At 38.4% G+C, this 26,629-nt stretch carries 26 protein-coding genes; 19 read left to right on the forward strand and 7 right to left on the reverse strand.

Features of this window, described 5'->3' with window-relative positions; genetic code table 11:
* The first annotated feature begins 2 nt into the window (after window positions 1-2).
* The 6 genes from AC3WSO_RS05285 to AC3WSO_RS05310 all read left to right on the forward strand — a co-directional run bounded on the left by AC3WSO_RS05285 (window position 3) and on the right by AC3WSO_RS05310 (window position 6,901).
* The gene (locus AC3WSO_RS05285) at window positions 3-980 is read left to right on the forward strand and encodes an alpha-ketoacid dehydrogenase subunit beta (protein WP_079559704.1); all 978 of its coding nucleotides are present in this window, start codon (window positions 3-5) and stop codon (window positions 978-980) included.
* A gap of 362 nt (window positions 981-1,342) precedes the next feature.
* Complete coding sequence (locus AC3WSO_RS05290; protein ID WP_492529318.1) at window positions 1,343-2,686, forward strand: dihydrolipoamide acetyltransferase family protein; 1,344 nt, start codon at window positions 1,343-1,345, stop codon at window positions 2,684-2,686.
* Window positions 2,687-2,691: 5 nt separating this feature from the next.
* Window positions 2,692-4,107, forward strand: coding sequence for a dihydrolipoyl dehydrogenase (gene lpdA / locus AC3WSO_RS05295; RefSeq protein ID WP_053483451.1), 1,416 nt, complete (start codon window positions 2,692-2,694; stop codon window positions 4,105-4,107).
* A gap of 243 nt (window positions 4,108-4,350) precedes the next feature.
* Window positions 4,351-5,133: an SDR family NAD(P)-dependent oxidoreductase gene (locus AC3WSO_RS05300; protein ID WP_492529320.1), complete on the forward strand. Its 783-nt coding sequence runs from the start codon at window positions 4,351-4,353 to the stop codon at window positions 5,131-5,133.
* A gap of 654 nt (window positions 5,134-5,787) precedes the next feature.
* Entirely contained in the window at window positions 5,788-6,231 is a 444-nt protein-coding gene (locus AC3WSO_RS05305) for a CidA/LrgA family protein (RefSeq protein ID WP_492529322.1), read from the forward strand.
* The gene (locus tag AC3WSO_RS05310) at window positions 6,224-6,901 is read left to right on the forward strand and encodes an LrgB family protein (RefSeq protein WP_492529324.1); all 678 of its coding nucleotides are present in this window, start codon (window positions 6,224-6,226) and stop codon (window positions 6,899-6,901) included. Before AC3WSO_RS05305 ends, AC3WSO_RS05310 begins: the two co-directional genes overlap by 8 nt.
* 33 nt (window positions 6,902-6,934) lie before the next feature.
* On the opposite strand, the gene AC3WSO_RS05315 is transcribed toward AC3WSO_RS05310, so the two are convergent.
* Window positions 6,935-7,531: a class I SAM-dependent methyltransferase gene (locus AC3WSO_RS05315; RefSeq protein ID WP_492529326.1), complete on the reverse strand. Its 597-nt coding sequence runs from the start codon at window positions 7,529-7,531 to the stop codon at window positions 6,935-6,937.
* Between the two features lie 172 nt (window positions 7,532-7,703).
* Here AC3WSO_RS05315 and AC3WSO_RS05320 point away from each other — a divergent pair, with 172 nt between their 5' ends.
* Window positions 7,704-8,036, forward strand: coding sequence for a helix-turn-helix transcriptional regulator (locus AC3WSO_RS05320; protein WP_492529328.1), 333 nt, complete (start codon window positions 7,704-7,706; stop codon window positions 8,034-8,036).
* Window positions 8,037-8,077: 41 nt separating this feature from the next.
* On the opposite strand, the gene AC3WSO_RS05325 is transcribed toward AC3WSO_RS05320, so the two are convergent.
* A complete protein-coding gene (locus AC3WSO_RS05325) occupies window positions 8,078-9,547 on the reverse strand; it encodes an aminotransferase class I/II-fold pyridoxal phosphate-dependent enzyme (RefSeq protein WP_492529330.1) in 1,470 nt (489 codons plus the stop codon).
* 151 nt (window positions 9,548-9,698) lie between these two features.
* Between AC3WSO_RS05325 and AC3WSO_RS05330 the strand changes: the two genes are divergently transcribed.
* Window positions 9,699-10,655: an NAD(P)H-dependent flavin oxidoreductase gene (locus AC3WSO_RS05330; RefSeq protein WP_492529332.1), complete on the forward strand. Its 957-nt coding sequence runs from the start codon at window positions 9,699-9,701 to the stop codon at window positions 10,653-10,655.
* A gap of 253 nt (window positions 10,656-10,908) precedes the next feature.
* Window positions 10,909-11,196: a UPF0223 family protein gene (locus tag AC3WSO_RS05335; protein WP_079559718.1), complete on the forward strand. Its 288-nt coding sequence runs from the start codon at window positions 10,909-10,911 to the stop codon at window positions 11,194-11,196.
* Window positions 11,197-11,609: 413 nt separating this feature from the next.
* Here the strand turns inward: AC3WSO_RS05335 and AC3WSO_RS05340 are convergent, their stop codons facing one another.
* Window positions 11,610-12,236 carry a YktB family protein gene (locus AC3WSO_RS05340; protein WP_492529334.1) on the reverse strand — a complete coding sequence of 209 codons (627 nt, stop codon included), beginning with the start codon at window positions 12,234-12,236 and terminating at the stop codon, window positions 11,610-11,612.
* Between the two features lie 125 nt (window positions 12,237-12,361).
* On the opposite strand from AC3WSO_RS05340, the gene AC3WSO_RS05345 reads away from it, so the two are divergent.
* On the forward strand, window positions 12,362-12,559 hold the full coding sequence (locus AC3WSO_RS05345) for a YkzI domain-containing protein (protein ID WP_079559720.1): 198 nt from the start codon (window positions 12,362-12,364) through the stop codon (window positions 12,557-12,559).
* Between the two features lie 228 nt (window positions 12,560-12,787).
* Window positions 12,788-13,582: an inositol monophosphatase family protein gene (locus tag AC3WSO_RS05350; protein ID WP_492529336.1), complete on the forward strand. Its 795-nt coding sequence runs from the start codon at window positions 12,788-12,790 to the stop codon at window positions 13,580-13,582.
* 57 nt (window positions 13,583-13,639) lie between these two features.
* On the opposite strand, the gene AC3WSO_RS05355 is transcribed toward AC3WSO_RS05350, so the two are convergent.
* A complete protein-coding gene (locus AC3WSO_RS05355) occupies window positions 13,640-13,825 on the reverse strand; it encodes a DUF5325 family protein (protein WP_079559722.1) in 186 nt (61 codons plus the stop codon).
* A 138-nt stretch (window positions 13,826-13,963) separates the two neighbouring features.
* On the opposite strand from AC3WSO_RS05355, the gene typA reads away from it, so the two are divergent.
* The 5 genes from typA (at window position 13,964) to AC3WSO_RS05380 (ending at window position 19,055) form a co-directional block, all read left to right on the forward strand.
* Window positions 13,964-15,808, forward strand: coding sequence for a translational GTPase TypA (gene typA / locus AC3WSO_RS05360; protein ID WP_492529338.1), 1,845 nt, complete (start codon window positions 13,964-13,966; stop codon window positions 15,806-15,808).
* Window positions 15,809-15,838: 30 nt separating this feature from the next.
* Window positions 15,839-16,234, forward strand: a complete 396-nt coding sequence (locus AC3WSO_RS05365; RefSeq protein WP_492529340.1) for a YlaH-like family protein — start codon at window positions 15,839-15,841, stop codon at window positions 16,232-16,234.
* A 272-nt stretch (window positions 16,235-16,506) separates the two neighbouring features.
* Window positions 16,507-17,499 carry an ABC transporter substrate-binding protein gene (locus AC3WSO_RS05370; protein ID WP_492529342.1) on the forward strand — a complete coding sequence of 331 codons (993 nt, stop codon included), beginning with the start codon at window positions 16,507-16,509 and terminating at the stop codon, window positions 17,497-17,499.
* Between the two features lies 1 nt (window position 17,500).
* Window positions 17,501-18,268, forward strand: coding sequence for an ABC transporter ATP-binding protein (locus AC3WSO_RS05375; RefSeq protein WP_492529344.1), 768 nt, complete (start codon window positions 17,501-17,503; stop codon window positions 18,266-18,268).
* A complete protein-coding gene (locus AC3WSO_RS05380; RefSeq protein WP_492529346.1) occupies window positions 18,261-19,055 on the forward strand; it encodes an ABC transporter permease in 795 nt (264 codons plus the stop codon). Before AC3WSO_RS05375 ends, AC3WSO_RS05380 begins: the two co-directional genes overlap by 8 nt.
* A 217-nt stretch (window positions 19,056-19,272) precedes the next feature.
* On the opposite strand, the gene AC3WSO_RS05385 is transcribed toward AC3WSO_RS05380, so the two are convergent.
* Both AC3WSO_RS05385 and AC3WSO_RS05390 read right to left on the reverse strand, forming a co-directional pair.
* Entirely contained in the window at window positions 19,273-19,476 is a 204-nt protein-coding gene (locus AC3WSO_RS05385) for a YlaI family protein (RefSeq protein WP_492529348.1), read from the reverse strand.
* An 11-nt stretch (window positions 19,477-19,487) separates the two neighbouring features.
* Window positions 19,488-19,988, reverse strand: a complete 501-nt coding sequence (locus AC3WSO_RS05390) for a molybdopterin-binding protein (RefSeq protein ID WP_427413727.1) — start codon at window positions 19,986-19,988, stop codon at window positions 19,488-19,490.
* A gap of 182 nt (window positions 19,989-20,170) precedes the next feature.
* Between AC3WSO_RS05390 and AC3WSO_RS05395 the strand changes: the two genes are divergently transcribed.
* The 3 genes from AC3WSO_RS05395 to pyc are packed head-to-tail and all read left to right on the forward strand — an operon-like array spanning window position 20,171 to window position 25,143.
* Window positions 20,171-20,452: an Fpa/YlaN family protein gene (locus AC3WSO_RS05395; RefSeq protein WP_079559730.1), complete on the forward strand. Its 282-nt coding sequence runs from the start codon at window positions 20,171-20,173 to the stop codon at window positions 20,450-20,452.
* 59 nt (window positions 20,453-20,511) lie between these two features.
* Complete coding sequence (locus tag AC3WSO_RS05400; protein WP_492529351.1) at window positions 20,512-21,696, forward strand: FtsW/RodA/SpoVE family cell cycle protein; 1,185 nt, start codon at window positions 20,512-20,514, stop codon at window positions 21,694-21,696.
* Window positions 21,697-21,708: 12 nt separating this feature from the next.
* Complete coding sequence (pyc, locus tag AC3WSO_RS05405; protein WP_492529353.1) at window positions 21,709-25,143, forward strand: pyruvate carboxylase; 3,435 nt, start codon at window positions 21,709-21,711, stop codon at window positions 25,141-25,143.
* 243 nt (window positions 25,144-25,386) lie between these two features.
* On the opposite strand, the gene AC3WSO_RS05410 is transcribed toward pyc, so the two are convergent.
* Window positions 25,387-26,310: a COX15/CtaA family protein gene (locus tag AC3WSO_RS05410; RefSeq protein ID WP_492529355.1), complete on the reverse strand. Its 924-nt coding sequence runs from the start codon at window positions 26,308-26,310 to the stop codon at window positions 25,387-25,389.
* Between the last annotated feature and the right edge of the window lie 319 nt (window positions 26,311-26,629).

A 26,629-nucleotide genomic window follows, 5' to 3' on the forward strand; every position in this document is an offset into this window, starting at 1 on the left:
CTATGGCACAAATGACGATGATTCAAGCAATTACAGATGCACTTCGCACAGAATTAAAGAATGATGAAAACGTTCTTGTATTCGGGGAAGATGTAGGTGTCAACGGTGGGGTATTCCGCGCAACTGAAGGCCTACAAAAAGAATTTGGTGTTGACCGTGTATTTGATACACCGTTAGCAGAATCAGGTATTGGTGGCTTAGCAGTCGGTCTTTCTCTACAAGGTTTCCGTCCGGTTCCTGAAATCCAGTTCTTCGGCTTCGTATATGAAGTAATGGACTCGATCAGTGGTCAATTAGCACGTATGAGCTATCGTAGCGGTGGTGTCTATAATGCACCAGTAACAATCCGTTCTCCGTTTGGTGGGGGCGTGCATACACCTGAAATGCACTCTGATAGCTTAGAAAGCTTAATGACAGCACAGCCAGGTTTAACGGTTGTTGTCCCATCAACACCATACGATGCTAAAGGTTTACTTATTTCATCTATTCGAAATGATAACCCAGTCATTTTCTTAGAGCATTTAAAATTATATCGTTCATTCCGTGAAGAGGTACCTGAGGAAGCCTACGAAATTCCCCTAGGTAAAGCGGATGTAAAACGTGAAGGTAAAGATTTAACAATTATTGCCTACGGTTTAATGGTTCACGAAAGCTTAAAGGCAGCAGAGGAGTTAGAAAAAGAAGGTCACTCTGTAGAAGTAATTGATTTACGTACAATCCAACCAATTGATATTGAGACAATTATTGCGTCCGTTGAAAAAACAGGTCGTGCAATCGTTGTACAAGAGGCTCAAAAACAAGCAGGTATTGCTGCAAACGTAGTGGCTGAAATTACAGAGCGCGCGATTTTAAGTTTAGAAGCACCTGTACTTCGTGTAGCTGCACCAGATACTGTGTACCCATTCCCACAAGCTGAAGGTGTTTGGTTACCGAACTATAAAGATGTAATGGAAACAGCTAAAAAAGTTTTAACATTCTAACTTCTTTCAGCAGAAGTCTCTCACTTTTATAGGTGGTGAGATGATTGCGTTTTAAAGTCACTTTTCAGTGGGTGTCCAAACATCCGCTGAAATAGAGGAACTCAGTCTAAGAACGCCACGTCCTGTGGCAACGACTGAGTGACCAACTTCGTGTTGGCCTAAAGCCTCCGGCGGATGTCACAGAATCGGAAAGGAGTTCTAGAGGATGTTAGCCTAAAATCATCGCATCCATGCGATAACGGCTAACTGACCTGCATCGAGCAGGCCTAAGCACAAAGCCGATTCTGGACGCAATTATGCCGAGGAATAATTGATTGTAACTTCTAAACTTGAAGGACAGCAAATAGAAAGGATGGGTACACATGGCATTTGAATTTAGATTACCGGATATTGGCGAGGGTATTCACGAAGGCGAAATCGTTAAGTGGTTCGTTAAAGCTGGAGATACAGTAAAAGAAGACGATATTCTTTGTGAAGTACAAAATGATAAAGCAGTAGTAGAGATTCCGTCTCCAGTTGAAGGGACAGTAGAGGAAGTTTTAGTAGGTGAAGGCACAGTAGCAGTTGTTGGTGATGTCTTAATCCGCCTTGATGCACCTGGCTATGAAGATTTAAAGTTAAAAGGTGATGACCATGCTGAAGCGAAAACAGAGGCTCAAGTTCAAGCGACAGCTGAGTATGGTAAGGAAGTAGCAAAGGCACCTGTTGAAGTTGAGCAGGCTCCTGAGAAAACTCCTGAAAAGACAGAAGCTATTGCGGTAGCTGAAGATAATAAGCGTATCATTGCAATGCCTTCAGTACGTAAATTTGCACGTGACAATGATGTGAATATTCGTGAAGTGAATGGTACAGGCAAAAATGGTCGTATTTTAAAACAAGATATTGAGAATTTCCTAAAAGGTGGAGGCGTTGTAGAGGCTGAAGCAGCAGCACCAGTAGCTAATGAAGAAGCTATGCAGCAAGAAACAACTACACAAGTAGCGCCAGTAGTCCTTGAAGGTGATTTCCCAGAAACACGTGAGAAAATGTCGGGCATTCGAAAAGCGATTGCAAAAGCGATGGTTCACTCGAAACAAACGGCTCCACATGTTACACTAATGGATGAAGTCGATGTAACAGCTCTAGTAGCACATCGTAAAAAATTCAAAGATATCGCAGCAGAAAAAGGTGTTAAATTAACGTACTTACCGTATGTAGTTAAAGCGCTAATTTCAACTTTACGCGAATTCCCAGAATTTAACCGCTCATTAGATGATGCAACACAAGAAATTATTCAGAAGCATTATTACAATATTGGTATTGCAGCAGATACAGAAAAAGGCTTGTTAGTACCAGTTATTAAGCATGCTGATCGTAAATCTGTTTTTGCAGTATCAAATGAAATTAATGAATTAGCGACTAAAGCTCGTGAAAGCAAGCTTGCACCACATGAAATGAAGGGCGCTTCGATGTCGATTACGAATATCGGCTCTGCAGGAGGACAATGGTTTACTCCGGTAATTAATCATCCTGAAGTAGCGATACTAGGTATTGGTCGAATTTCAGAAAAACCTGTAATAAAAAATGGTGAAATTGTAGCCGCACCTGTGTTAGCATTATCATTGAGCTTTGATCATCGTATGATTGATGGAGCCACTGCGCAAAATGCTTTAAATCACTTAAAGCGTTTGTTAAGTGAACCAGAATTATTATTAATGGAGGCGTAACAAAAATGGTAGTAGGAGATTTTCCAATCGAAACAGATACTCTTGTCATTGGTTCAGGTCCTGGAGGATATGTAGCAGCAATTCGTGCAGCTCAAACTGGCCAAAAAGTAACAATCGTTGAAAAAAATGTACTTGGTGGTGTGTGCTTAAACGTAGGTTGTATCCCATCAAAAGCATTAATTTCAGTAGGTCACCGTTTTGAGCATGCTAAACATTCAGATGACATGGGTATCATCGCTTCTGATGTGAAATTAGACTTCTCAAAAGCACAAGCATTTAAAGACAGCGTTGTTAAAAAATTAACTGGCGGTGTTGAAGGCTTACTTAAAGGTAATAAAGTTGAAATTGTACAAGGTGAAGCTTATTTCGTTGACGCTCATTCAGTGCGTATCATCAATGGTGAATCTGCTCAAACTTACACATTTAACAATGTAATTATCGCAACGGGTTCTCGCCCAGTTGAAATTCCAACATTTAAATTCTCTGATCGCGTACTAAATTCTACTGGCGCACTTTCTTTACAAGAAGTACCAGGTAAATTAGTCGTTATCGGTGGAGGCTATATTGGTACAGAGTTAGGTTCAGCTTACGCTAACCTTGGCTCACAAGTAACAATTATCGAAGGCGGAAAAGATATCTTAGCTGGCTTCGAAAAACAAATGACACAAATCGTGAAAAAAGGCCTTAAAAAGAAAGGCGTTGAAATGGAAGTAAACGCATCTGCAAAAGGCGTTGAAGAAACAGAAAACGGCGTAGTTGTAACATATGAAGTTGGCGGAGAAGAGAAAAAAGTTGAAGCTGACTACGTATTAGTAACTGTAGGTCGTCGTCCAAATACAGATGAAATGGGCCTTGCTGAAATCGGTGTTGAATTCGGTGAACGTGGTCTTATCAATGTTGACAAACAGTGCCGTACAAATATTCCAAATATCTATGCAATTGGTGATATTGTAGCTGGTCCTCAGCTTGCTCATAAAGCATCTTACGAAGGTAAAGTTGCTGCTGAAGCAATCGCTGGTGAAAAATCAATCGTTGATTACTTAGCAATTCCTGCTGTATGCTTCACAGATCCAGAAATGGCAACAGTTGGTTATAACGAAGATGAAGCGAAAGCTGAAGGCATCGAGTACACTGCGGCGAAATTCCCATTCGCAGCAAATGGCCGTGCACTTGCATTAAACCAAACAGAAGGTTTCGTGAAGCTTGTTGCACGTAAAGAAGATGGCTTATTAATCGGTGCTCAAATCGTAGGTGCTGGTGCATCAGATATGATCGCTGAAATGGGCTTAGCTATTGAAGGCGGTATGACTGCTGAAGATATCGCGTTAACAATCCATGCTCACCCAACATTAGGTGAAATTACAATGGAAGCTGCTGAAGTATTACTTGGCAACCCTATCCATATTGTAGCAAAAAAATAATAAAGTTTATGAAAACGGCTATAAAGCATTTGCTTTGTAGCCGTTTTTTGTATATTACATGTAATTTTGATAAAGTAATTATATCGAATGAATATTCTAACAATATAGTTCGATTGGGAACGTATTACATACCGGATAGACTTCGTGTCAAATAAATCTAGTAATTGACTGCTAGATGTCCGGAAATGATAATGATGTCTTTGAAACAAGGGAAGTTGATCAAAAAAACTGGGGTGATAAAAAATGGAACTAGGCTTAAAGGGGAAAGTAGCAGTTATTACAGGTTCAAGTAAGGGAATTGGCTATTATACAGCGATGCAGCTTGTGAAAGAAGGCGCGAAGGTTGTACTTTGTGCTCGTGGTGAAAAACAGCTTCAAGTGGCTGCTGGCTGTATTAAAAATGAAACAGGCGAGGACGTTTTAATTGTTCCAACTGATATTACAAAAGAAAAAGATTGTAAGTACTTAATAGAACGAGCAGTAGAGCATTTTGGTCGCCTTGATATTCTTATAAATAACGCAGGCACAGCTTCAGCTAATCCATTTGAATCGGTTAGTAGTGAGCTATGGCAGGCTGATGTAGATTTAAAAGTGTTTGGTGCTGTCAATTGTTCAAAATATGCTGTACCTCATTTGCGTAAGGTTGGTGGCGGTGCAATAGTTAATGTGACTGCGGTAATGGCTAAAACACCACCGGCAAGCTCACTTCCTAGTACTGTAAGTCGTGCGGCAGGTCTGGCATTAACGAAAGCTATGAGCAAAGACTTAGGGAAAGATAATATACGTGTGAACTCTGTTTGTATTGGGCTTATTCGTAGTGATCAAATAGAGAAGACGTGGAAAGAGGCAGAACCAGAGCTATCGTGGGATGAGTATTCTCGTAAAGTAGGTCAAGCAATTCCACTTGGTCGTGTAGGGGAAACTCAAGAAGCGGCAAATGTCATTACTTTTTTAGTTTCTGATGCCGCTAGTTATGTGACGGGAACTTCTGTAAACATTGATGGCGGTTCCGGGCATGCATTATAGAAAAGCCTAAACTATACATTTTTTCGAGAAAAGGAACATTTAAGGCCTTTCACCAAAGTTGTGGATGACATTTGTTAAAACGCTTACTTTGTAAATAAGTTGATTGGAGTGGGGGATGGGCGACTCCTTGGGGATTAGCGATATAGAGGAACAAAGGCTAAAGGCAACACGTCCTGTGATAACGCCTTCGTGACTAACATCGGTGCCGATGCCGCTACGTTAGCACTACGCTTTCCGCAAAAAACATCTGTTGGCCCGAGACCCTGGAGCGAGCTATGCGAGTGAAGTGCCTCATCGGACGCCCCCAGGAAGCTCTGCTCTGCGCGAAAGCGAAGCGACAGCTACAAATGTTTTAACTGTGCGAAAGCGTAGCGACAGCAACAACAAATGTTTTCTGTAGCGAAAGCGAAGCGACAGCAACAAAGCGCCCAGCTGGAGCGGAAATCAACCACATGTTATGGTGATGACCCCCATTTACTAATGTCTAACGAATGAATGTAGAACAGTTTAAGACAACCTCTTTAACTTATATAGAAAAAGGATGGCTCAAAGTGTTTTGGAGCTATCCTTTTTTCTATTGTTTTTCTAAAATTATAATAGACAGAAAATTCCTGCAGTTGTAGAATGGACGTAATGGGGGTGAAATGTGGCGAAATGTTGAACGGGAATTTTGTTACGATGTTAAAGAGAGTTGTTCGAATTATTGTTCAGATTGGGATACTCAATATCTTTTATTACATGGGCGTCGGTATTGTTGCTTTACTACATGTACCTCTTCCCGGAAGTGTAATTGGATTACTATTAATGGCACTTTCGCTCCATTTTAAAATAATTAAAGTAGAATACATTCAAGATGGAGCAGGCTTTTTAATTGGTGTATTAACGTTGTTTTTCATTCCTGCAACAGTAGGAGTGATTGACTACCCTGAACTTGTTTCAACAACCGGTCTATTGATTATGCTGGCCGTTATAGCAAGCACGCTAATTTCTATTTATGTGACGGGATTACTTAGTCAAATTGTTGAGAAAAAAGAGCTGGCTAAAAAAGAAACAGAAGCCATTGTAGAAGAAGGAGAGGGGGAATTAACAGTTGATTGAAATTATTGTTGTCGTTGGTACCGTTGTGTTATTCGTTTTATTTACAAAACTTTATCAATGTTTCCCTCATCCTTTAATGATTCCACTAGTGACGACAACTATCGTCAGTGCAATTATGTTAGTAGTTTTTAATATTCCATACTCTACTTATATGGAGGGTGGAGAATGGCTACAAAAAATGCTAGGTCCAGCAGTTGTAGCACTTGCTTATCCTTTATATAACCAGCGTAAGATTATTATGAAATATAAATATGCAATTTTATCAGGTATTCTTATCGCCATGGTGACGGGTTTAGTGACAATATTTGTTATGCTAAAATGGATTGGTGTCAATAAAAGCTGGTTGTTGACTGCCTTGCCAAAATCATTAACGACACCTGTAGGAATGCAGGTAAGTGAAACGATTGGCGGCATACCACCATTAACAGCTGTGCTTGTCATGCTGGCAGGCTTTGTAGGCGCTATAATAGGACCGTTAGTCATTAAATACGGCAAAATTGACTCCGCTGTTAGTAGAGGAGTTGCGGTAGGTAGCGCTTCACACGGTGTTGGACTTGTTAAATTAAGAGAATACGGAGAACAAGAATTATCAGTAGGCTCGTTATCGATGGCCTTAACCGCAATTATTGGCGCATTTCTATGTCCACTATTTGTTTATTTATTTTTGTGAAAAAACTATATACAGAAACCTGTATATAGTTTTTTAACTTTTTTCGATAATAATCTGAATGGTATGAGCAAGGCCTGTGTGGAGTTTACCTTCATTGCGCACTTGTTCACCTGTGAAAAAATGGATTATTCTGTAAGGTTGACACCATTTTAGAACTTCTAATGGATCATATAAAAAATCAAGCTGTCTTGGGCCACCTGAGGCGTATGGTAGTTGATAAATTGAATAAAGTTCCATCATAATACGACCGCCAGGCTTTACAGAATCGACAATCCGATTAAACACTCCTTGCTGCTGCTCAGCTGGAAAATGTCCAAACACCATAATAGCAGCATCAAACGTTTCTATTGGTAGTTCATCTTCAAGTAGGTCAGTAAGCTTCGTATGAACAGCAACATTATGATTTTCTGCAAGCTGATTTGTTTTTTCAAGACCGCTTTCAGCATAATCAAAGGCAGTTACTGTATGGCCTTGGAAAGCTAAAAATACTGCATTGCGACCTTCACCTTCTGCGTATGCAGCCACATTTGTATAATCTTCTAAGTAGTGTACATAGTCTTCTATAAAAGCATTTGGTTGCTCACCATAAACGTATTCGATTGTGTTGAATCGTTGATCCCACGTGTTCAATCTTATCACTCCTTTACTAAATATTTTAAGCGAAATAAGGGTTACAATCGAATTTTTTGCTTTGATCATGAAAGCAACTATGCGTTGCGAATTAGCAAATAACAACTTCTAGAATAAAGTGTAATAATCCAGTAATATTTGTTCAAATCCAATAAATTGGAGGTGAAATTCAATGAATTTAGAAAACCGTTTAAAAGAATTGAGAGAACAACATAAGTATACACAAGATGATGTCGCAGGCTTTTTAAATATTTCAAGGCAATCTGTTTCAAAATGGGAGTTAGGAAAGGGTTATCCAGATATTGATAATTTGAGAAGGTTAAGTGATTTATATGAAATTTCTTTAGACCAGCTTATTACAGGTGAAGAAAAGTATCAAACACTCGTAGCTTCTGATTCTAATAAATCGGATCATAAAACTGTTGGTGATTTTTTGTGGAAGTATTGGTGGCTTATTTTCCCTATATTCGCTATGCTCTCTTCTTGGTTCTATTATCATTTTTAATCCGAGACAAAAAGCTACCTCAGATAGAGGTAGCTTTGGTATTAAATAATAGGTTTGCGTTCTTTTATGACGCGAATCGTTTTTAATGTTGTATCTTCAGGTCCTTGTACAGGTAAACCAGCTTCAATATTCATTTGTATATAACGAATATTCTCTTGTGTAATTATTTCCCCGGGAATAAAAATCGGAATACCTGGGGGATACACCATAACGAATTCTGCACAAATACAATTATCTGCTTCTGCAAGAGGAACAACTTCAGTATCTGCATAAAATGCATCGCGTGGTGACATGGCAAGTGCAGGAATATCCGGTATATTAACCATCGCTTCAGTAATAGTAGCTTCTGAATCGAATGCTTTTGACATACGACTAAGAGCATTGAAGAGGAGATTAATTTCCTTTTTCGTATCACCTAATGTCACTAAACATAAAATATTGTATAGGTCCGATAATTCTACTTCAATATTTGCATTGTGACGAAGCCATTCTTCAGCTTGATGACCAGAGAGGCCTAAATCTTTAACGCTTATTAGTAGCTTTAAAGGATCCATATCATAAGTTGCTGATGAATTTAATTTTTCTTTACCAGCACATTTTATATGTGGAATTTGGTTAATGCGTTTACGCGCATCCTTTGCCAAGCGAAGTGCATCACCAATTAAATCATAACCATGGATTGCCAGCTGACGTCGTGCTGTGTCAAGAGAAGCAAGTAATGGATAAGATGTCGATGTCGTTGTTAGCATCGACAGCACAGCTTGTACACGTTTTGCAGAAACAAGACCTTCACGAACATTTAAAATAGACGTTTGAGTCATAGAGCCACCAAGTTTGTGTACGCTTGTTGCAGCCATATCAGCCCCAGCTTCCATTGCGGAGTAAGGGAGGTCATCATGAAATTTAATGTGTACACCATGTGCTTCATCGACAACTACCGGAATATTACGTGTATGGACTATTTCTACAATACGCTTTAAGTCTGCAGAGAAGCCGAAGTACGTTGGATTAATTACAAGTACTGCTTTTGTATCTGGATAAGCATTTAAAGCTTTTTCAACAGCTTCAGGCGATATTCCATGAGAAATACCGTATTCACTATCTACTTCAGGATGAATAAAAATCGGGATTGCGCCAGCGAAAACAATCGCCGACATAATGGATTTATGAACATTCCGTGGTACTAGAATTTTATCACCTGGACCGACGACGGTCAGAATCATCGCCATAATGGCGCCACTAGTACCTTGAACGGAAAAGAATGTATGATCAGCACCAAAGGCTTGTGCAGCAAGTGCTTGCGCTTCTTTAATGGCGCCCTTCGGTGAATGTAAATCGTCTAGTGGAGCAATATTAATTAAATCAATTGATAAAACGTTGTCGCCGACGAATTCTCGAAACGCAGGATCCATGCCTTGACCTTTCTTATGGCCTGGAATATGGAATTGAATTGGGTGTCTGTTCCGATGTTTTAATAATACGTCGAACAATGGAGTCTCTAGTTGTGACAACGCAGGTACCACCTCACTTTTTAATATCTAACAAAACAAGTGAATTATAGCACCTAATTGCAAGAAAAAACAGACTTTGCAGAAAAAAATAAAAAATAAAGGTTTTTTTAATAATTTCGAGAAATTAGTATCGTAGGAAAGGGGAGGTACTATGAATTGGAATACACGAGTGACAGAGCTTTTAAATATTAAATACCCAATTATACAAGGGGGATTAGCCTATTTAGCTTATGCGGATTTAGCAGCAGCGGTGTCGAATGCTGGGGGGCTAGGGCAAATAACAGCAATGAGTTTACGGGATCCTGACTTATTGCGCGCAGAGATTCATAAAGTTCGAACATTAACGGATAAACCGTTTGGCGTAAATTTTGCAATTGGTATGTATGGCACTGGTTATGAGGAAATGGTGCGCGTCGCGGTGGAAGAAAAGGTACCTGTTGTTACAATGACTGGCGGTAATCCTGCACCTATTTTTGATATTTTGAAAGGAACGGATATTAAAAAATTAGTTCTTGTTGCTGCACGTAGACAAGCTCAAAAGGCGGAAGAACTAGGCGCAGATGCTGTTATGGTTGTTGGACAAGAGGGTGGAGGTCATCTTGGACGCGATGATATAGGGACAATGGTGCTCGTGCCACAGGTTGTCGATAGTGTGAAAATACCTGTCATTGCCTCTGGTGGTATTGGTGATGGCCGTGGCTGGATGGCAGCTCATGCACTTGGAGCAGAGGGAATTGAAATGGGAACTCGTTTTATTGCGACAAAGGAATGTGTTGATGCCTCTGAGGCATATAAAGAAGCATTACTTGCAAGCACCGAGGCAGATACGACCGTTATAAAACGCTCTATAGGTGCACCAGCAAGAGCGTTACGCAGTGAATTTACGGAAAAGATTTTAGAAATTGAACGCACTACACCTACGTATGAGGCTTTAAAAGATTATATTAGCGGGAAAGCAAATAAACGTTTTATTTATGAGGGCGAAAAAGAAGAAGGTATTGGCTGGGCTGGACAAGTTACAGGACTGATCCATGATATTCCAACTGTCGAGGAGCTGATCACTCGAATGGTTGCAGAAGCAGAGAGTATCCGGGTAAAATGGGTATAACGACATACGAACAAATCATTTACATCAGTGTACTAATGAGATTGTGAAAACCAAGCCATCTCGTATTGTAATCGCCTTTGGAGAGCCATACTAATTGGCAGTAGCTTCGGCGAAACTAGGCTCGGAGAATAAGGAAGACACAAAAGCGAAAGTCAAAAGATATAAGTTGTGTCACTGTAGAGATGTCTACATTTTTTTAAGAAATGTATATGTTTTTTGTATCGGGTCAATAACATAAAGGTGGTTATGTCCAATGGAATACTCTTATCCGTTTTCGACGGATTGGTCAACGGAGGAAATTGTTGATGTTGTCCAATTTTTTGAAGGAATTGAACAAGCTTATGAAAAAGGCATTAAGCGTGAAGTGATGATGGCGAAATATCGTCGTTTTAAAGAAATTGTTCCTTCACAGGCCGAGGAAAAAACAATTTTCCGTGAGTTTGAAGAAGCGAGTGGCTATGTCAGTTATCCTGTTGTGAAACAAACAAAAGACGCAACAGATGGCACAATTATTAAAGTTGCCCCGAAGCAACGTAGATAAATAGAACTGGTTAAAAACTTAAAAAGCGCGAGAAATCAAGTTTAAAAACATTGATTTTTTGCGCTTTTTTGATGTGGATGTTTTAAAATTTGCTTTAAAAAGAGGGTGATTTCCGTTTCAGGCTACTCATCATAGTTTATCGGAACAAAATCAGTTCTTGTTTTATCTGATACCTTTACACTATCTCAGTGTTAAAAATAAGTGCTCTTCATATACTACATAATCAAAATTAAACTTTTTCGAATATCTTGAAAAACAGAGAAAAAATAATATTCCCTTCTCTCAACTCAAACCCATAAAAGTATTCCTCAAACAAAATTTCATTTGCTAGGGATAATAACGTAAATTTTCCACAATATATAAAATATAAGGGTTTTTCATTGAACATTGTTTTTAGTTATTTTGCCACAACTTTATTTTCCAACAATGATGTTATAAATAGGGAGTAAACGGTTAAAGGTATCTTCTGTTAATTGATGAAGTTCACTAGCTGACAGCTTGACCGCTTGATCTTTTGGAATATGTCGGCCTATTAAAAACTCACCTTTTTTTACATCGCGTAAACGAATAAGTAATTTATCTAGCTTGTCTTCCTTTGCATCTTGCATGGAGGTTGCTGCTGGAGACATATGATCCCCAGAGACAATGAGGTCATCAGGAAGTTGCTGTAGCATTGCTCTGTTGGCGATTAAACGTTCTGCCATCACATTTTTTTGTGGAGCTTCATAAATAATAGCTAAGACGATGAATAAATGTGTGCTCCAAAGACCAATCTGAAAGTGAGGTAATGATTTATAACCTCTTTTGTACGGAGCGAAGGCAACCCAGCTATCATTCGGAGGATTTACGGTTCTACGTGCATGCTTTGCAACATGAGGATAAAATTCTTCTCCAAGATGACTCGAAAAGAAGGAAGAAAAATCCTCTCCAAGAGTTTGGAATTTTGGTCGTACACATTCATTTAAGGCATCCATTCTCTGTTCTAATCCGTCTATTTTAAAAACATTGAAGTCTTTATTCGTCCATTTTATTTTCGTCATTTTTTATTTACTCCTTTCGATTTATAAGGTTTATTTTATTACGAAAATGGGAAAAAATCTTATAACAAGAACTTTCTCGAAGCTGATAAGTTATTGTGAAAAAATAAAAAAAGGAAGTGATTTTTATGAAACCTATCGTAAAAATTATACGTAAAGTCGACATTGAAAAGCAATATGAACACATTTTACAATTAGAATTAGATTATGAATTAGCCTCACTCTTTTCGGCAATGAATGAAAAAAATGAGTTTGAAATTGAAAAAAGTAAAAAACGTCTGGCTGAAATTCAGCTTGAACTTGAGAGCTTGCACGTCTATGCGTAGTCAAAATTTCATACCGATTTGAAAAATCGCTTGCTGAATATTCCGACAGCAGGTGATTTTTATTGCTATAAAGGGTAAAATAGACAGTATATCATAATAGGAAGTATTAATTTCAAGGAAGTACTAGGTGCTACGTATTAACAAAACGTCATGAGAAATCAAGCCTTAAGTAGTGAGAAAGTTAAAAAATGAGTGAGGCCTTTTCTTATAATCGAAGGGTGGGTTTTTATGGATTTACAACAAATTGATCAGTTTGCGAAAAGTATTATAGTTGAAGCGGGGAGACGTATTCGGGAGGCCTTTTCGTACAATCTAGTTATTGAGACAAAATCAAATGCCAATGACCTTGTTACAAATATTGACCGTGAAACAGAATTATTTTTTATCGAAAAAATACGAAGTTTCGATCCAACCCACAAAATTTTAGGGGAAGAGGGAATGGGCGAGAAAGTGGAGTCGTTAGAAGGTGTCGTATGGATTATTGATCCGATCGATGGCACGATGAATTTTGTGAAACAACATCGTCATTTTATGATTTCTATCGGTATTTTTGTTCATGGGGTAGGCAAGCTAGGTTACATATTCGATGTCATGCGTGAAGATTTATTTTATGCTATTGCAGGTCAAGGGGCATGGTACAATGACTCTCCATTACGTAAGTTGCAGTCAGTCAAAATGGAGGAATCGGTCATTGGTATAAACGCTCATTGGGTAGCACCCAATCGACATATTCACCATGAAAAAGTCATTGAAATGGTTCGGAAAGTACGTGGTACGCGGTCATATGGTTCAGCGGCAATGGAAATAGCGTTTGTTGTTAGTGGTAAACTAGATGCTTATGTATCGATGCGACTATCACCATGGGATATTGCTGGGGGGACTATTATCGCTAAGGAAGTTGGTGCCATCACCACTAATTTACATGGAGAGGGCTTTGACTTTTTGCATCAGGATACTTTTATCATTGCCAATCCTTCTATACACAAAGAGCTATTAGAAAATTATATTGTGCCTTATGAATAAAAAAGGAGCCGTCTATTTTTTAGACAGGCTCCTTCTTACTTAAGCAATCAACTCATATTATAGTAAACCTTGTTCACGTAGTTTACGTTTCATTTTAAAGGCTGTCATGAAGATGACACAAGTAGCCACAATGCCTGCTATTATACCTAATACACTGCTAATTGCTACTGAATACCCGATAGAACACATTGCTAAAACAGCAGCTAATGCGTAAATGGCCATTACAAATTTTGCACGATTCATAGCCGAGCCTCCTATATTAAAAATTTGTAAATCAAATATATTTTTTAGAATGAGGAAAATTCTAATAAGGACATTTCTATCCTTCTTGTGCTATAATATCACAGTTAAACATTCGAAAAAAGAATATGGAGTGGAATAATGACAAACTTACGTCAAGATCTTCGCAATATCGCAATTATCGCACACGTTGACCATGGTAAAACTACTTTAGTCGACCAATTACTAAAACAATCAGGTACATTCCGTTCAAACGAACGTGTTGAAGAACGTGCAATGGACTCTAACGATATTGAACGCGAACGTGGTATTACGATTTTAGCTAAAAATACAGCAGTAAACTATGAAGGAACTCGTATCAACATCCTTGATACGCCTGGACACGCTGACTTCGGTGGTGAGGTAGAACGTATTTTAAAAATGGTAGATGGCGTTGTACTAGTTGTCGATGCGTATGAGGGTTGTATGCCACAAACACGTTTTGTGTTGAAAAAAGCATTAGAACAACGTTTAACACCAATCGTTGTTGTTAATAAAGTGGACAAAGATTCAGCTCGTCCACTAGAAGTAGTAGATGAAGTACTTGAATTATTCATTGAACTAGGTGCAGATGAAGATCAATTAGACTTCCCTGTTGTCTATGCTTCAGGTGTAAATGGTACAGCTTCTTTAGACGCTGATCCATCTAAGCAAGAAGCGGATATGAAATGTCTATTTGAGAAAATTATCGAAGCTATACCAGCACCAATTGATAACTCAGAAGAGCCATTACAATTCCAAGTAGCTTTACTTGACTATAATGACTTCGTTGGACGTATCGGTATTGGTCGCGTATTCCGCGGAACAATTTCTGTCGGTCAACAAGTATCTCTTATGAAGTTAGACGGAACAGTGAAAAACTTCCGTGTAACGAAAATCTTTGGTTTCTTCGGCTTAAAACGTGAAGAAGTTGAGACAGCAAAAGCTGGTGACTTAATCGCCGTTTCAGGTATGGAAGACATCAACGTTGGTGAAACAGTTTGCCCTATTGAGCACCCAGAAGCGCTAACGCCATTACGTATTGATGAACCAACATTACAAATGACTTTCTTAGTAAATAACTCACCATTCGCAGGTCGTGAAGGTAAATGGGTAACAGCACGTAAAGTAGAAGAGCGTTTACGTTCTCAACTACAAACGGACGTTTCTTTACGCGTTGAAGATACAGCTTCACCAGATGCTTGGACTGTTTCTGGACGCGGTGAGCTTCACCTATCTATCCTTATTGAAAATATGCGCCGTGAAGGATTTGAGTTACAAGTATCAAAACCACAAGTAATCATTCGTGAAGTTGATGGCGTGAAATGTGAACCATTTGAACGTGTACAAATCGATGTTCCAGAAGAAAATGTTGGTTCAATTATCGAATCAATCGGTACTCGTAAAGGTGAAATGTTAGATATGGTGAACAACGGCAATGGCCAAGTTCGTTTAACATTCTTAGTTCCTGCACGTGGTTTAATCGGTTATACAACTGAATTCATGTCAATGACTAAAGGCTTTGGTATTATCAACCATACTTTCGATTGCTACCAACCATATATTCCAGGTCGTATTGGTGGTCGTCACCAAGGTGTACTTGTATCAATGGAAACTGGTAAATCAACAACTTATGGTATGATGCAAGTAGAGGACCGTGGTACACTATTTGTAGAACCAGGTACTGAAATTTATGAAGGTATGATTGTTGGTGAAAATACACGTGATAATGATATCACTGTGAACATTACAAAAATGAAGCAAAAAACGAATGTTCGTTCTGCGACAAAAGATGCGACAAACGTTATTAAAAAGCCGCGTTTATTAACACTAGAAGAAGCATTAGAATTCTTAAGTGATGATGAGTACCTAGAAATCACGCCAGAATCTATTCGTTTACGTAAACAAATTCTAGACAAAAATGAACGTGAAAAAGCAGCGAAAAAATTAAAAAACGCTGAACAATAATTTTTTGCTTCCACGAAAGGAAGAGGAGTCTTGGATATTAGGTCCGCTTTATTCGGTGAACTAAATGTTATTCAAGTTGCTGAGCAAGCAAACATAGATGAAACAGCAAAAGCCTATGAAAAAATGGCTGGGATTACTCGTTTTTTATATGAAAACTTACCGAGCTATGAAATGGCAGGCTATGTTCTGTTTGCACTAGTGTTTTTGCTCTCTGCACTTGTTTATAAACTAGGCTTTGCAAAGAAATTAAAACGATCACAAAATATTGTTATTTACATTTTCTTGTTTTTAGGATGTATTATGTTAACATTTTTTGCATTATATCTTCCGATGGTAGAAGGACTCATAGTGGCTGCGTTGATTTTAATCGTCTATAAAACACGTCTATGGCGTGAAAAAAGAGAAGAGCAACAAGCTACTAATTAGTGAAATAATTTTACCTGAATAGAGACAGTCTTAGCGTTGAATCGCTAAGGCTGTTTTTTTTATTTTAAATGGAATACTTATACAGATGATGGAAATTTCGCCAAGTTGCACATTGAGCTTGTAGAAACGAAAGTGGCGAGCATAGAACAATTAAAACGACGGTAGGAAGTGTCGGGCTGTAGAACAATTTTAAAAGTTAGGCACCGAACTCTTCTGATATGAATAAGTTAATGTCGATAGGCTTATTTTCATCAATCAAGGAGGAAAATGGAATGCGTTGGCTTAAAAAAGGTTTGCTATTTAGTGTTGTCGCAATGTTACTTCTTTCTATGACAGCGTGTAATAAAACGGAGCTAGAAAAAGTCAAAGTTGGAGAAGTGACGCGCTCAATTTTCTATGCGCCGCAGTATGTAGCACTTGAAAAAGGGTTCTTCAAGGATGAAGGGCTTTCCGTTGAGCTACAAACAATTGCGGGTGGCGATAAGACAATGACGGCGTTACTATCTGATGGAATTGATATCGCCTTAGTTGGATCGGAAACATCTATATATGTAACGCTCCAAGGCTCCAATGACCCGATTCAAAATTTTGCGCAGTTAACACAAACAGATGGAACATTTTTAGTGGCGCGCGAAAAGTTGGATAACTTTTCATGGGATCAGTTGAAAGGTTCCACATTTTTAGGGCAGCGTAAAGGTGGAATGCCACAAATGGCTGGTGAGTTCGTACTGAAAAAGCATGGCATTGACCCTGCCAATGATTTAAAACTTATTCAAAACATTGATTTTGCTAATATTTCTACAGCCTTTGCATCTGGAACGGGGGATTATGTACAGCTATTTGAGCCAACAGCAAGTATGTTTGAGAATGAAGGTAAAGGCTATATTGTCGCTTCGTTTGGTACAGAATCTGGGCAATTGCCGTATACATCGTTTATGGCGAAAAGCAGCTATTTAAAGGACGAAGAGAAAACCGTTCAAGGCTTTACAAATGCATTGAAGCGAGCACAGGATTTTGTGCAAAAATCGAGTGCAGCAGAAATAGCGAAAATTATTCAGCCATACTTTGAAAATGTAGATATTGAATTAATCGAAACAGTGGTAGAACGTTATAAATCACAGGGTTCCTATGCTACAGATCCTATTTTGGATGAGGGGGAATGGGATAACTTGCAAACGATTATGGGAGAAGCGGGTGAACTTCCTCAACGGGTGGATTATGAAAAGCTTGTAAATACAACCTTTGCTAAAAAGGCAGCTGAGTAAGATGGAATTTTTAAAAGTAGAAAATATTCACCATAGTTATTTTTCGAAAACGCAGGCAAAGGAAGTTTTACGTGATATTAATTTAGATATTCGAAAAGGTGAGTTTGTTTCTTTTATAGGACCGAGTGGATGTGGGAAAACAACGTTATTATCAATTATTGCGGGCTTATTTTCGTCTACAGAGGGCAAAGTATACATCGATGGTGAGGAAATTTCAATAAACAATCAATCTCTCATTGGCTACATGCTTCAGCAAGATTATTTGTTTCCCTGGAAAACCATCGAAGAAAATGTCACGATTGGTTTGAAAATCATGGAGCGAAGCAATAAAACGCATAAAGTAACTGCAAACGCACTTTTGCAAGAAATTGGTTTACCGCATGTAGGGAACAATTATCCGAGAGAGTTATCGGGTGGCATGCGTCAACGAGTTGCACTTGCAAGAACTTTAGCGGTAGATCCTAAAATTTTATTGCTAGATGAACCGTTTTCGGCACTTGATTATCAGTCTAAATTAAAACTGGAGGATTTGGTTGTTGAAACGTTAAATGCTTATCAAAAAACTGCAATTCTTGTGACACATGATATTGGTGAAGCCATTGCGATGAGTGAACGCGTATTTCTATTTTCTGCAAATCCGGGTACATTGCATAAAGTATTTGATATACCTTCAGAGTTACAAGAGCTTTCACCTTTTGATGTTCGACAGCATCCAGCGTATTCAGACATATTCCAAACTATTTGGAAGGAGCTGGAGAGTCTTGGATAATACAATGTTTAAACAGTATCAGCAAATGCTAAAAAAAGAGAAGCGCTATGTTCGTTTATATCAGCTTATCATCTTACTTGTATTTTTCGGTGGATGGGAGCTTCTTTCAAGATTCGGATGGATTGACCGTTTAATTTTTAGTTCACCGACGCATGTGTGGCGTACATTAGTAGAAAAAGTGAGTGATGGTACGTTAACACTTCACGTTGGCGTTACTTTAATTGAAACGATTATTGGTTTTATTGCCGGAACACTGCTAGGAACATTAATAGCAACCGTATTGTGGTGGTCATCGATGCTATCAAAGGTACTTGATCCATATTTAGTAATTTTAAATGCTATGCCGAAAGTTGCTTTAGGACCCATTTTAATAGTCGCTCTTGGTCCAGGTTATTTTTCGATTATTGCAATGGGTGCGTTGATTTCAATCATTATTACAACCATTGTAGTTTATACGGCTTTTAAAGGGGTTGATCCTAACTACAGCAAAGTTTTACAAACTTTTGGGGCAACCCGGTGGCAAATATTTAAAGAAGTTATTTTACCCGCTTCCTTCCCAACGATTATTTCTACTTTGAAAGTAAATGTAGGCCTGTCTTGGGTAGGTGTTATAGTTGGTGAATTTTTAGTTGCCTCAAAAGGGCTTGGTTATTTAATTATTTATGGCTTCCAAGTGTTTAATTTTAATCTTGTGCTTATGTCACTTCTCATCATCGCCTTTTTTGCGACGATTATGTATCAGGTTGTCGAGTTGATTGAGAAGGCGATTATAAAAAATAATGGTTAGATGGTTAAAGGAGGTGTCTCAAATAATGAGTCACCTCCTTCATGTTGTTAATATTACGATAAAAACTGAAATTGTTCCGATAAAATGAGATATTATTTCGATAAAAGCTAAAATTGTTCCGATAAAATGAGATTTTGTTCCGATAAATCTTGGAGTGAGTAGCCTGAACGATAAAGGAGGTGACTCAAATAATGGGTCACCTCCTTCGGCTGATCAGTTAAAATTCTTTATCCATCTGTGGTGAAGTACGATAAAAACGGAAATTTCCTGTTTCAATGCGTGCGACGGTATTATCTTCAATACGGTCATGACATGTTTCACACATATACGTATGAATTGGTCGATTGCGTAATTTTTTTGCTATCGGTAAATTATCATCTAAATTGTTAATAGTATCGCAAATAACGCACTTTACGCGCATTGCATTCCCTCCTACTCAGCACGAATAGCTAATACATTTTTAATAGGGTTGTCTACATTTGAACCGTCTCTAAATAGCACATGAACAGGACCATCTTCCATTAATGGCTTACCATCTTGGCTATATTTTAAAATTAATGTATAAGCTTCTTCGATTGTAAATGGATATTCTTTGCTATCTTCACATTCAATGACGATTGTTGTTGCTTCAGGTTTAATATCAGCATTTTTCAAGAAGTGACTTAATTCGATTCCGAAAGTGCCTGTTTCCATCCCTTTACGGTCGAATTTTCGTTCTGATTTCAATGTTGGTGGGAAAGTAGCTCCTTCCATAATCTCACGTGACCAGTGAGCACCTACCTCACGCATATATTTAATATCCGAATCTTCTTCAACTTCTTTTGTGTCGAAGTACGTTTTTAAATCTAATTTACGATCATCGAAAATCCAAACAGTGGGATCTAATGTTAATTGGAATGTGACTGCGCCCTTAATAGGAATTATTGTTTCCATTATAGAAATCCTCCTTAAATCTTGTATATCCATGAAATAGTATAACGCTAATGACTAGAGATAATAAAGAAATATAATTCGATTTCTCTATTTTCCAATGTAGACACTTGCATTTTTAACGACTAAAAGATAAACTTTATTAAGATAGAATCGAAGAAATATCAGATAATGGGGGCGTCCTCATGGATACTAAATCACAAACTTCTTTTCAAGAGAAGGCTTTGGAGCTTTTAGTTGCTGATGCAGATAAAATTGCTCGCCTCATTCGAGTACAAATGGATCATTTAACAATGCCACAATGCCCTCTATATGAAGAAGTATTAGATACACAAATGTTCGGCCTTTCACGTGAAATTGAATTTGCTGTGAAGCTGGGACTCATTGAACGCGAAAAAGGCAAAGAAATTCTCGATTCACTCGAGAAAGAACTTTCTGTACTACATGACGCGTATACAGACAAATAAAAAGAAAAAACTCAAACGCATTTGCGATTTGAGTTTTTTTTCTAGAATGAGGTTTTCCGATGAAACAATACTTAAAACGTTATGCACAAAATTTTGATTATCCATTGTTTTTTACTGTTCTATTATTAAGCATATTTGGTTTAGTAATGATTTATAGCTCCAGTATGATGGTGGCGATTGCACAAAAAGGAAAAGCTCCAGATTTCTTTTATCACAAGCAAGTACTCAATTTAATTGTAGCTTTTTTTGGACTTTTAGTAGCGGCATTTTTCCCGTATAAACATTATGCGAATAAAAATGTTATGTTGTTACTGACCGCTGTGCTAGTTGTTCTATTTACTTGGGTAAAAGTTGCTGGTAATGGTGATACGGCAGGGATAGGTTCTAAAAGTTGGATAATAGTTCCAGGTTTTGGTAATTTCCAACCTTCTGAATATGCGAAGCTATTTATAATTTTATATTTTGCTGCAGCTTTTTATCGGAAAGGACAGAAATATACGCTTGAGAAGCTACAACCAACTGAAATATTTTATCCTATATTCCTCTGGATTCTTGTTGTTGCTGGTGTAGCATTTGAAACCGACTTGGGAGCAAGTATTATTCTATGTGGAATTGCTGTTAGTGTTGTAGCAGCGAGTGGTATTCCATTTAAAACTTTTTGGAAGTTTTTTGGGGTGTTGGGCGCATTTGGAGGAGTCATCTTTGGTATACTTATGCTGTTTAAAGGAAATATGTTAACGACAAACCGTTTAGGACGTCTTAAATCATTCATTAACCCGTTTGAGTATGAGACTGGTAGTGGTCACCAAGTTGTCAATAGTTATTATGCCATTGGCGGAGGCGGTTTAGAAGGAAGAGGTCTCGGTCAATCGATTCAAAAATTAGGGTATTTGCCTGAACCACAAACCGATTTTATTATGGCAATTATTATGGAGGAACTAGGGATTTGGGGAGTTCTTATCGTTTTAGGTGGTTTAGGGTTTATTGTATATAAAGGATTTTCGATTGCATTGCGCACGAAAGATCCACTAGCACGTATGATTACGGCTGGTATTGCGAGCTGGATTGGCTGGCAAACGTTTATCAATCTTGGGGGTGTAACTGGGTTAATCCCGTTAACCGGTGTCACGCTACCTTTTATTAGCTATGGTGGGACATCTATAATTATTCTATCTTTAGCGATGGGAATATTAATCAATATTTCTATGTTTGAAAAGGTAGAAAGGAGAAAGACACAATCATAAAGGGGGATATCAATGGAATCAATCAACAAAATTCTCGTAGCCAATCGAGGAGAAATTGCAATTCGTATTTTCCGTGCATGTACGGAGTTGAATATCCAAACTGTAGCCATTTATTCGCGGGAGGACAGTGGGGCGTTTCATCGTTTTAAAGCAGATGAAGCCTATTTAGTAGGAGCTGGCAAGAAACCAATTGATGCTTATTTAGATATTGAGGGCATTATTACGATCGCGAAAGATGCTAATGTTGATGCGATTCATCCAGGTTATGGCTTTTTATCAGAAAACGTAGAATTTGCACGTCGATGTGAAGAAGAGGGGATTGTTTTCATTGGACCGACTTCCCAGCATTTAGATATGTTTGGGGATAAGGTAAAGGCGCGTGAACAAGCAATTGCTGCAGGAATTCCTGTTATTCCAGGTACAGATGGTCCAGTAGCTAATTTAGCAGAGGTAGAAGCTTTTGCTAGCGCATATGACTATCCAATTATGATTAAGGCAGCACTAGGCGGCGGTGGTCGTGGAATGCGCCTTGTTCATACAGTAGAGGAGTTAGCGTCCTCCTATGAACGTGCAAAATCAGAGGCGAAAGCAGCATTTGGCTCTGATGAGGTGTATGTAGAAAAGGCTATTATTAAGCCAAAGCATATTGAAGTCCAAATTATTGGCGATCAACAGGGCAATATCATTCATTTATATGAACGTGATTGCTCGATCCAACGTCGACATCAAAAGGTTGTTGAAATCGCACCATCTAATTCAATTTCGGAAGATTTAAGAAGCCGAATTTGCGATGCTGCGGTTCAATTAATGAAAAATGTCTCATACATAAATGCTGGGACAGTAGAATTTTTAGTCGCAAGTGATGAATTTTATTTCATCGAGGTCAACCCTCGTATTCAAGTAGAGCATACGATTACTGAAATGATTACGGGTGTTGATATTGTGCATGCCCAAATTAAAGTGGCAGCAGGGTACGGTCTGCATAGTGAGGAAATACATATCCCACAACAGTCAGATATTCCAATGATCGGCTATGCGATTCAAGCGCGTGTCACAACGGAAGACCCAGCTAATGATTTTATGCCTGATACAGGGAAGCTTATGGTGTACCGTTCAAGCGGTGGTTTTGGCGTCCGATTAGATGCCGGCAATGGCTTCCAAGGAGCAGTAGTAACGCCGTACTATGATTCGCTACTAGTTAAAATTTCAACGACAGGGATGACATTTAAAGAAGCGGCAGCAAAAATGGATCGGAACTTAAAAGAGTTCCGTATTCGTGGGGTGAAAACGAATATTCCATTTTTAAATAATGTCGTAACGCACGAGAAATTTTTAACGGGTGCATTTGATACAAGCTTTATCGATTCAACACCTGAACTATTTAATTTCCCTGAGCGCAAGGACCGTGGGACAAAGCTCTTAAGCTATATTGGCAATGTAACGCTAAATGGCTTCCCTGGTGTAGAGAAGAAATCAAAGCCAATTTTTGTACAGCCGAGCATCCCAAAAGTCGATAAATTAATCGTTCCTCCGGCAGGGACAAAGCAAATTTTAGATGCCCAAGGAGCAGACGGGCTTGTGAAATGGATTTTGGAGCAAGAGGATGTGCTATTAACGGATACAACTTTCCGAGATGCACACCAATCACTTCTTGCAACACGTGTGCGTTCACAGGATATGTTCGAAATTGCAGATGCAACAGCGCGCATGATGCATGACTTCTTCTCACTTGAAATGTGGGGAGGCGCGACGTTTGATGTGGCGTACCGTTTCTTAAAAGAAGATCCGTGGGAGCGTCTTGCCAAGCTACGTGAACAAGTACCGAATGTACTATTCCAAATGTTATTGCGTGGTGCGAATGCAGTTGGCTACACAAATTACCCAGACAATTTAATTCGGGAGTTTATCGCTGAGTCAGCGGTATCAGGCATTGACGTATTCCGCATTTTCGATAGCTTGAACTGGATTAAAGGAATGGAAGTAGCCATTGATGCAGCACGTCAATCAGGTAAAATTGCTGAAGCTGCAATTTGTTACACAGGAGATATTTTTGATGAATCAAGAGCGAAATATTCAGTTCAATACTACAAGGAAATGGCAAAAGAGCTAGAGGCAGCAGGTGCCCATATTTTAGCGATAAAAGATATGGCAGGATTATTGAAGCCAGAAGCAGCCTACCGTTTAATTTCAGAGTTGAAAGAGACAACAAGTCTGCCAATCCATCTGCATACACATGATACAAGTGGCAATGGTATTTATTTATATGCTAAGGCGATCGAAGCAGGGGTAGATATCATTGATACGGCGCTCGGTTCAATGGCAGGTTTAACATCACAGCCAAGTGCAAACTCCTTGTATTATGCAATGAAGGGCGGTAAGCGCGAGGTTCGTGCCGATATCGATGCGCTTGAAAAGTTATCGTACTACTGGGAAGATGTGCGTAAATATTATAAGGATTTTGAAAGCGGCATGATTAGCCCGCATTCTGAAATTTATGTCCATGAAATGCCAGGTGGTCAGTACAGTAACTTGCAACAGCAAGCCAAAGCAGTAGGCCTTGGAGATCGATGGGAAGAAGTGAAGCGTATGTATTCCCGCGTAAACCTTCTATTTGGCGATATTGTCAAAGTAACTCCATCTTCGAAAGTAGTCGGTGATATGGCGTTATTTATGGTGCAAAATGATTTAGATGAAAACTCTGTCCTGACAAGAGGGCAAATAATCGATTTCCCAGATTCTGTGATTGAATTCTTCCAAGGTTATTTAGGACAACCGCATGGTGGCTTCCCAGAGGCACTTCAAAAGGTTGTGTTAAAGGATCGTGAAGCAATTACGGTACGTCCTGGCGAGTTATTAGAGCCTGTGAATTTTGAGCAATTAGAGGCGATACTAGAGGGAAAATTGAATCGTCCCGTGACAAAGCAGGATGTGCTAGCATTTGCTTTATATCCTAAAGTGTTTGAAGAGTATGCAAAAACAGTGAATTCCTTCGGCAATATTTCGGTATTAGATACGCCAACATTCCTTTACGGGTTAAAACTAGGTGAAGAAATCGAAGTCGAGATCGAAAAAGGAAAAACACTAATCATTAAACTTGTTTCAATTGGAGAACCACAGCACGATGGTACACGTGTTATATACTTTGAGCTAAACGGTCAATCCCGTGAACTAGTGATTCAAGATATGACTGTCGAAGTAGATGGCAGTCTGGCATTAAAAGCAGACCCAAGCAACCCAAATCAAATTGGCGCGACGATGCCTGGAACGGTCTTAAAAGTAGTCGTATCGAAGGGAAGCCATGTAAAACGTGGAGATCACTTATTAATTACTGAAGCGATGAAAATGGAAACAACCGTCCAAGCGCCGAAAGATGGTATCGTGAAAGAAGTATACGCTCATGCAGGCGATGCTATTTCAACAGGCGATTTGTTAATTGAAATTGAATAATTGATAATAAAGAAGGTTATTAGATGGCTTTTACAGCATACTAATAACCTTTTTATCTTTATCAAATGTTTTGTGTAGCGAAAGTAAAGCGTCAGCTACAAATGTTTTTGCAGAGATAATACGCCAAAATTTGCTATATTGTAATAATAAACTTGTTGATTTTTTCACATATAAATGGTAGAAACATTTGCTGAAATAAAAAAAGATTCACTACTGAAAAATGTAGCGAATCTTTTTCTACTATTATTTGTTTTTTTCATTATAATTGCTACGTGCAACTAGCATTATCATGTAACAAAGTAGACCAAATAGAATTGAAATAAATAATGAATGAAGTAATGCGACTGTTAAATTCAATTTAGTTAGGACTACTAGCATACCAGCAATCATTTGTAAAATTACTATAGTAAAGGCAATAATCCAGCCATAGTAAATAACGCGTTGATTTTTATATTCTTTTACAACGTGCCAAGTTATGTATGCAATCCAAATGAAAAAGATAAGAACTGCTAGGCGATGTCCCATTTGCACCCATTCGTACATATTATTAAAAGGTGCGAACGGTGTTTCGTTATAGCAAAATGGCCAGTCAGGACATATTAAGCTAGAATCTGTATGGCGAACAAGCGCCCCTGTATAAACGACTAAATAAGAATAAATTGTGACAGCAATTGTATGCCAACGTAACTTTTTACCAATAAATACGTTATCGGCATCAAATTTCCGATCGACTTCAAATACAATCATAGAAAGAAGGAGCACAGCAGCAAAGGAAATAAGAGAAATCCCAAAGTGGAGCGCTAATATAAAATCGCCTTGTCCCCACAACACTTGAGCTGCTCCAATAAGAGCTTGTGCGATTAAGAAAAACATCGCTAAGAAACCTAATAATTTTACTTCTCGAATATGACCGAGTTTACGCCATGTCCAAACTGTTAACGCAAGAATTGAAATAGATACAACTCCAGTTACAAGACGATGTGAAAATTCAATTAAGACTTCTGGTGTTATTTCTTTTGGAATAAGAGAACCATTACAATCAGGCCAGTTTCGACCACAGCCTAAGCCACTATCTGTTTTGGTAACAAGAGCTCCACCTAGTAAAATAAGGAGCATTCCAACTGTAGCGGCAACAGCAAACCATTTCATATACTTGTTGTGTTGCATAAAATGAGTCACCTACTTTATCTATGAACATTACATGAAAGTAATGTTTCTGCTAATAGATGATATCGAAAATACAGGTAAAAAACAACTTGTAAAGAGTAGGGAGTATTAGATGTCGATTCCATTTCACAAATTGTTCATAATTTCGTACTCTAACCTTCACAATTCATTTTAGAAAATGATTTACTATAGATATGTTGTTTTTATTATATTTCTAGACAAAGCTAATTTTTACAACTTCATCTAAATTTCACTTAATGTCTAGAAATCAATCGCAAATTTCGCTATAGTAATTGGTAGCGGAATATGCTTACAAAAA

It is taken from the genome of Lysinibacillus sp. EB106-09-02-XG168, assembly GCF_058791475.1.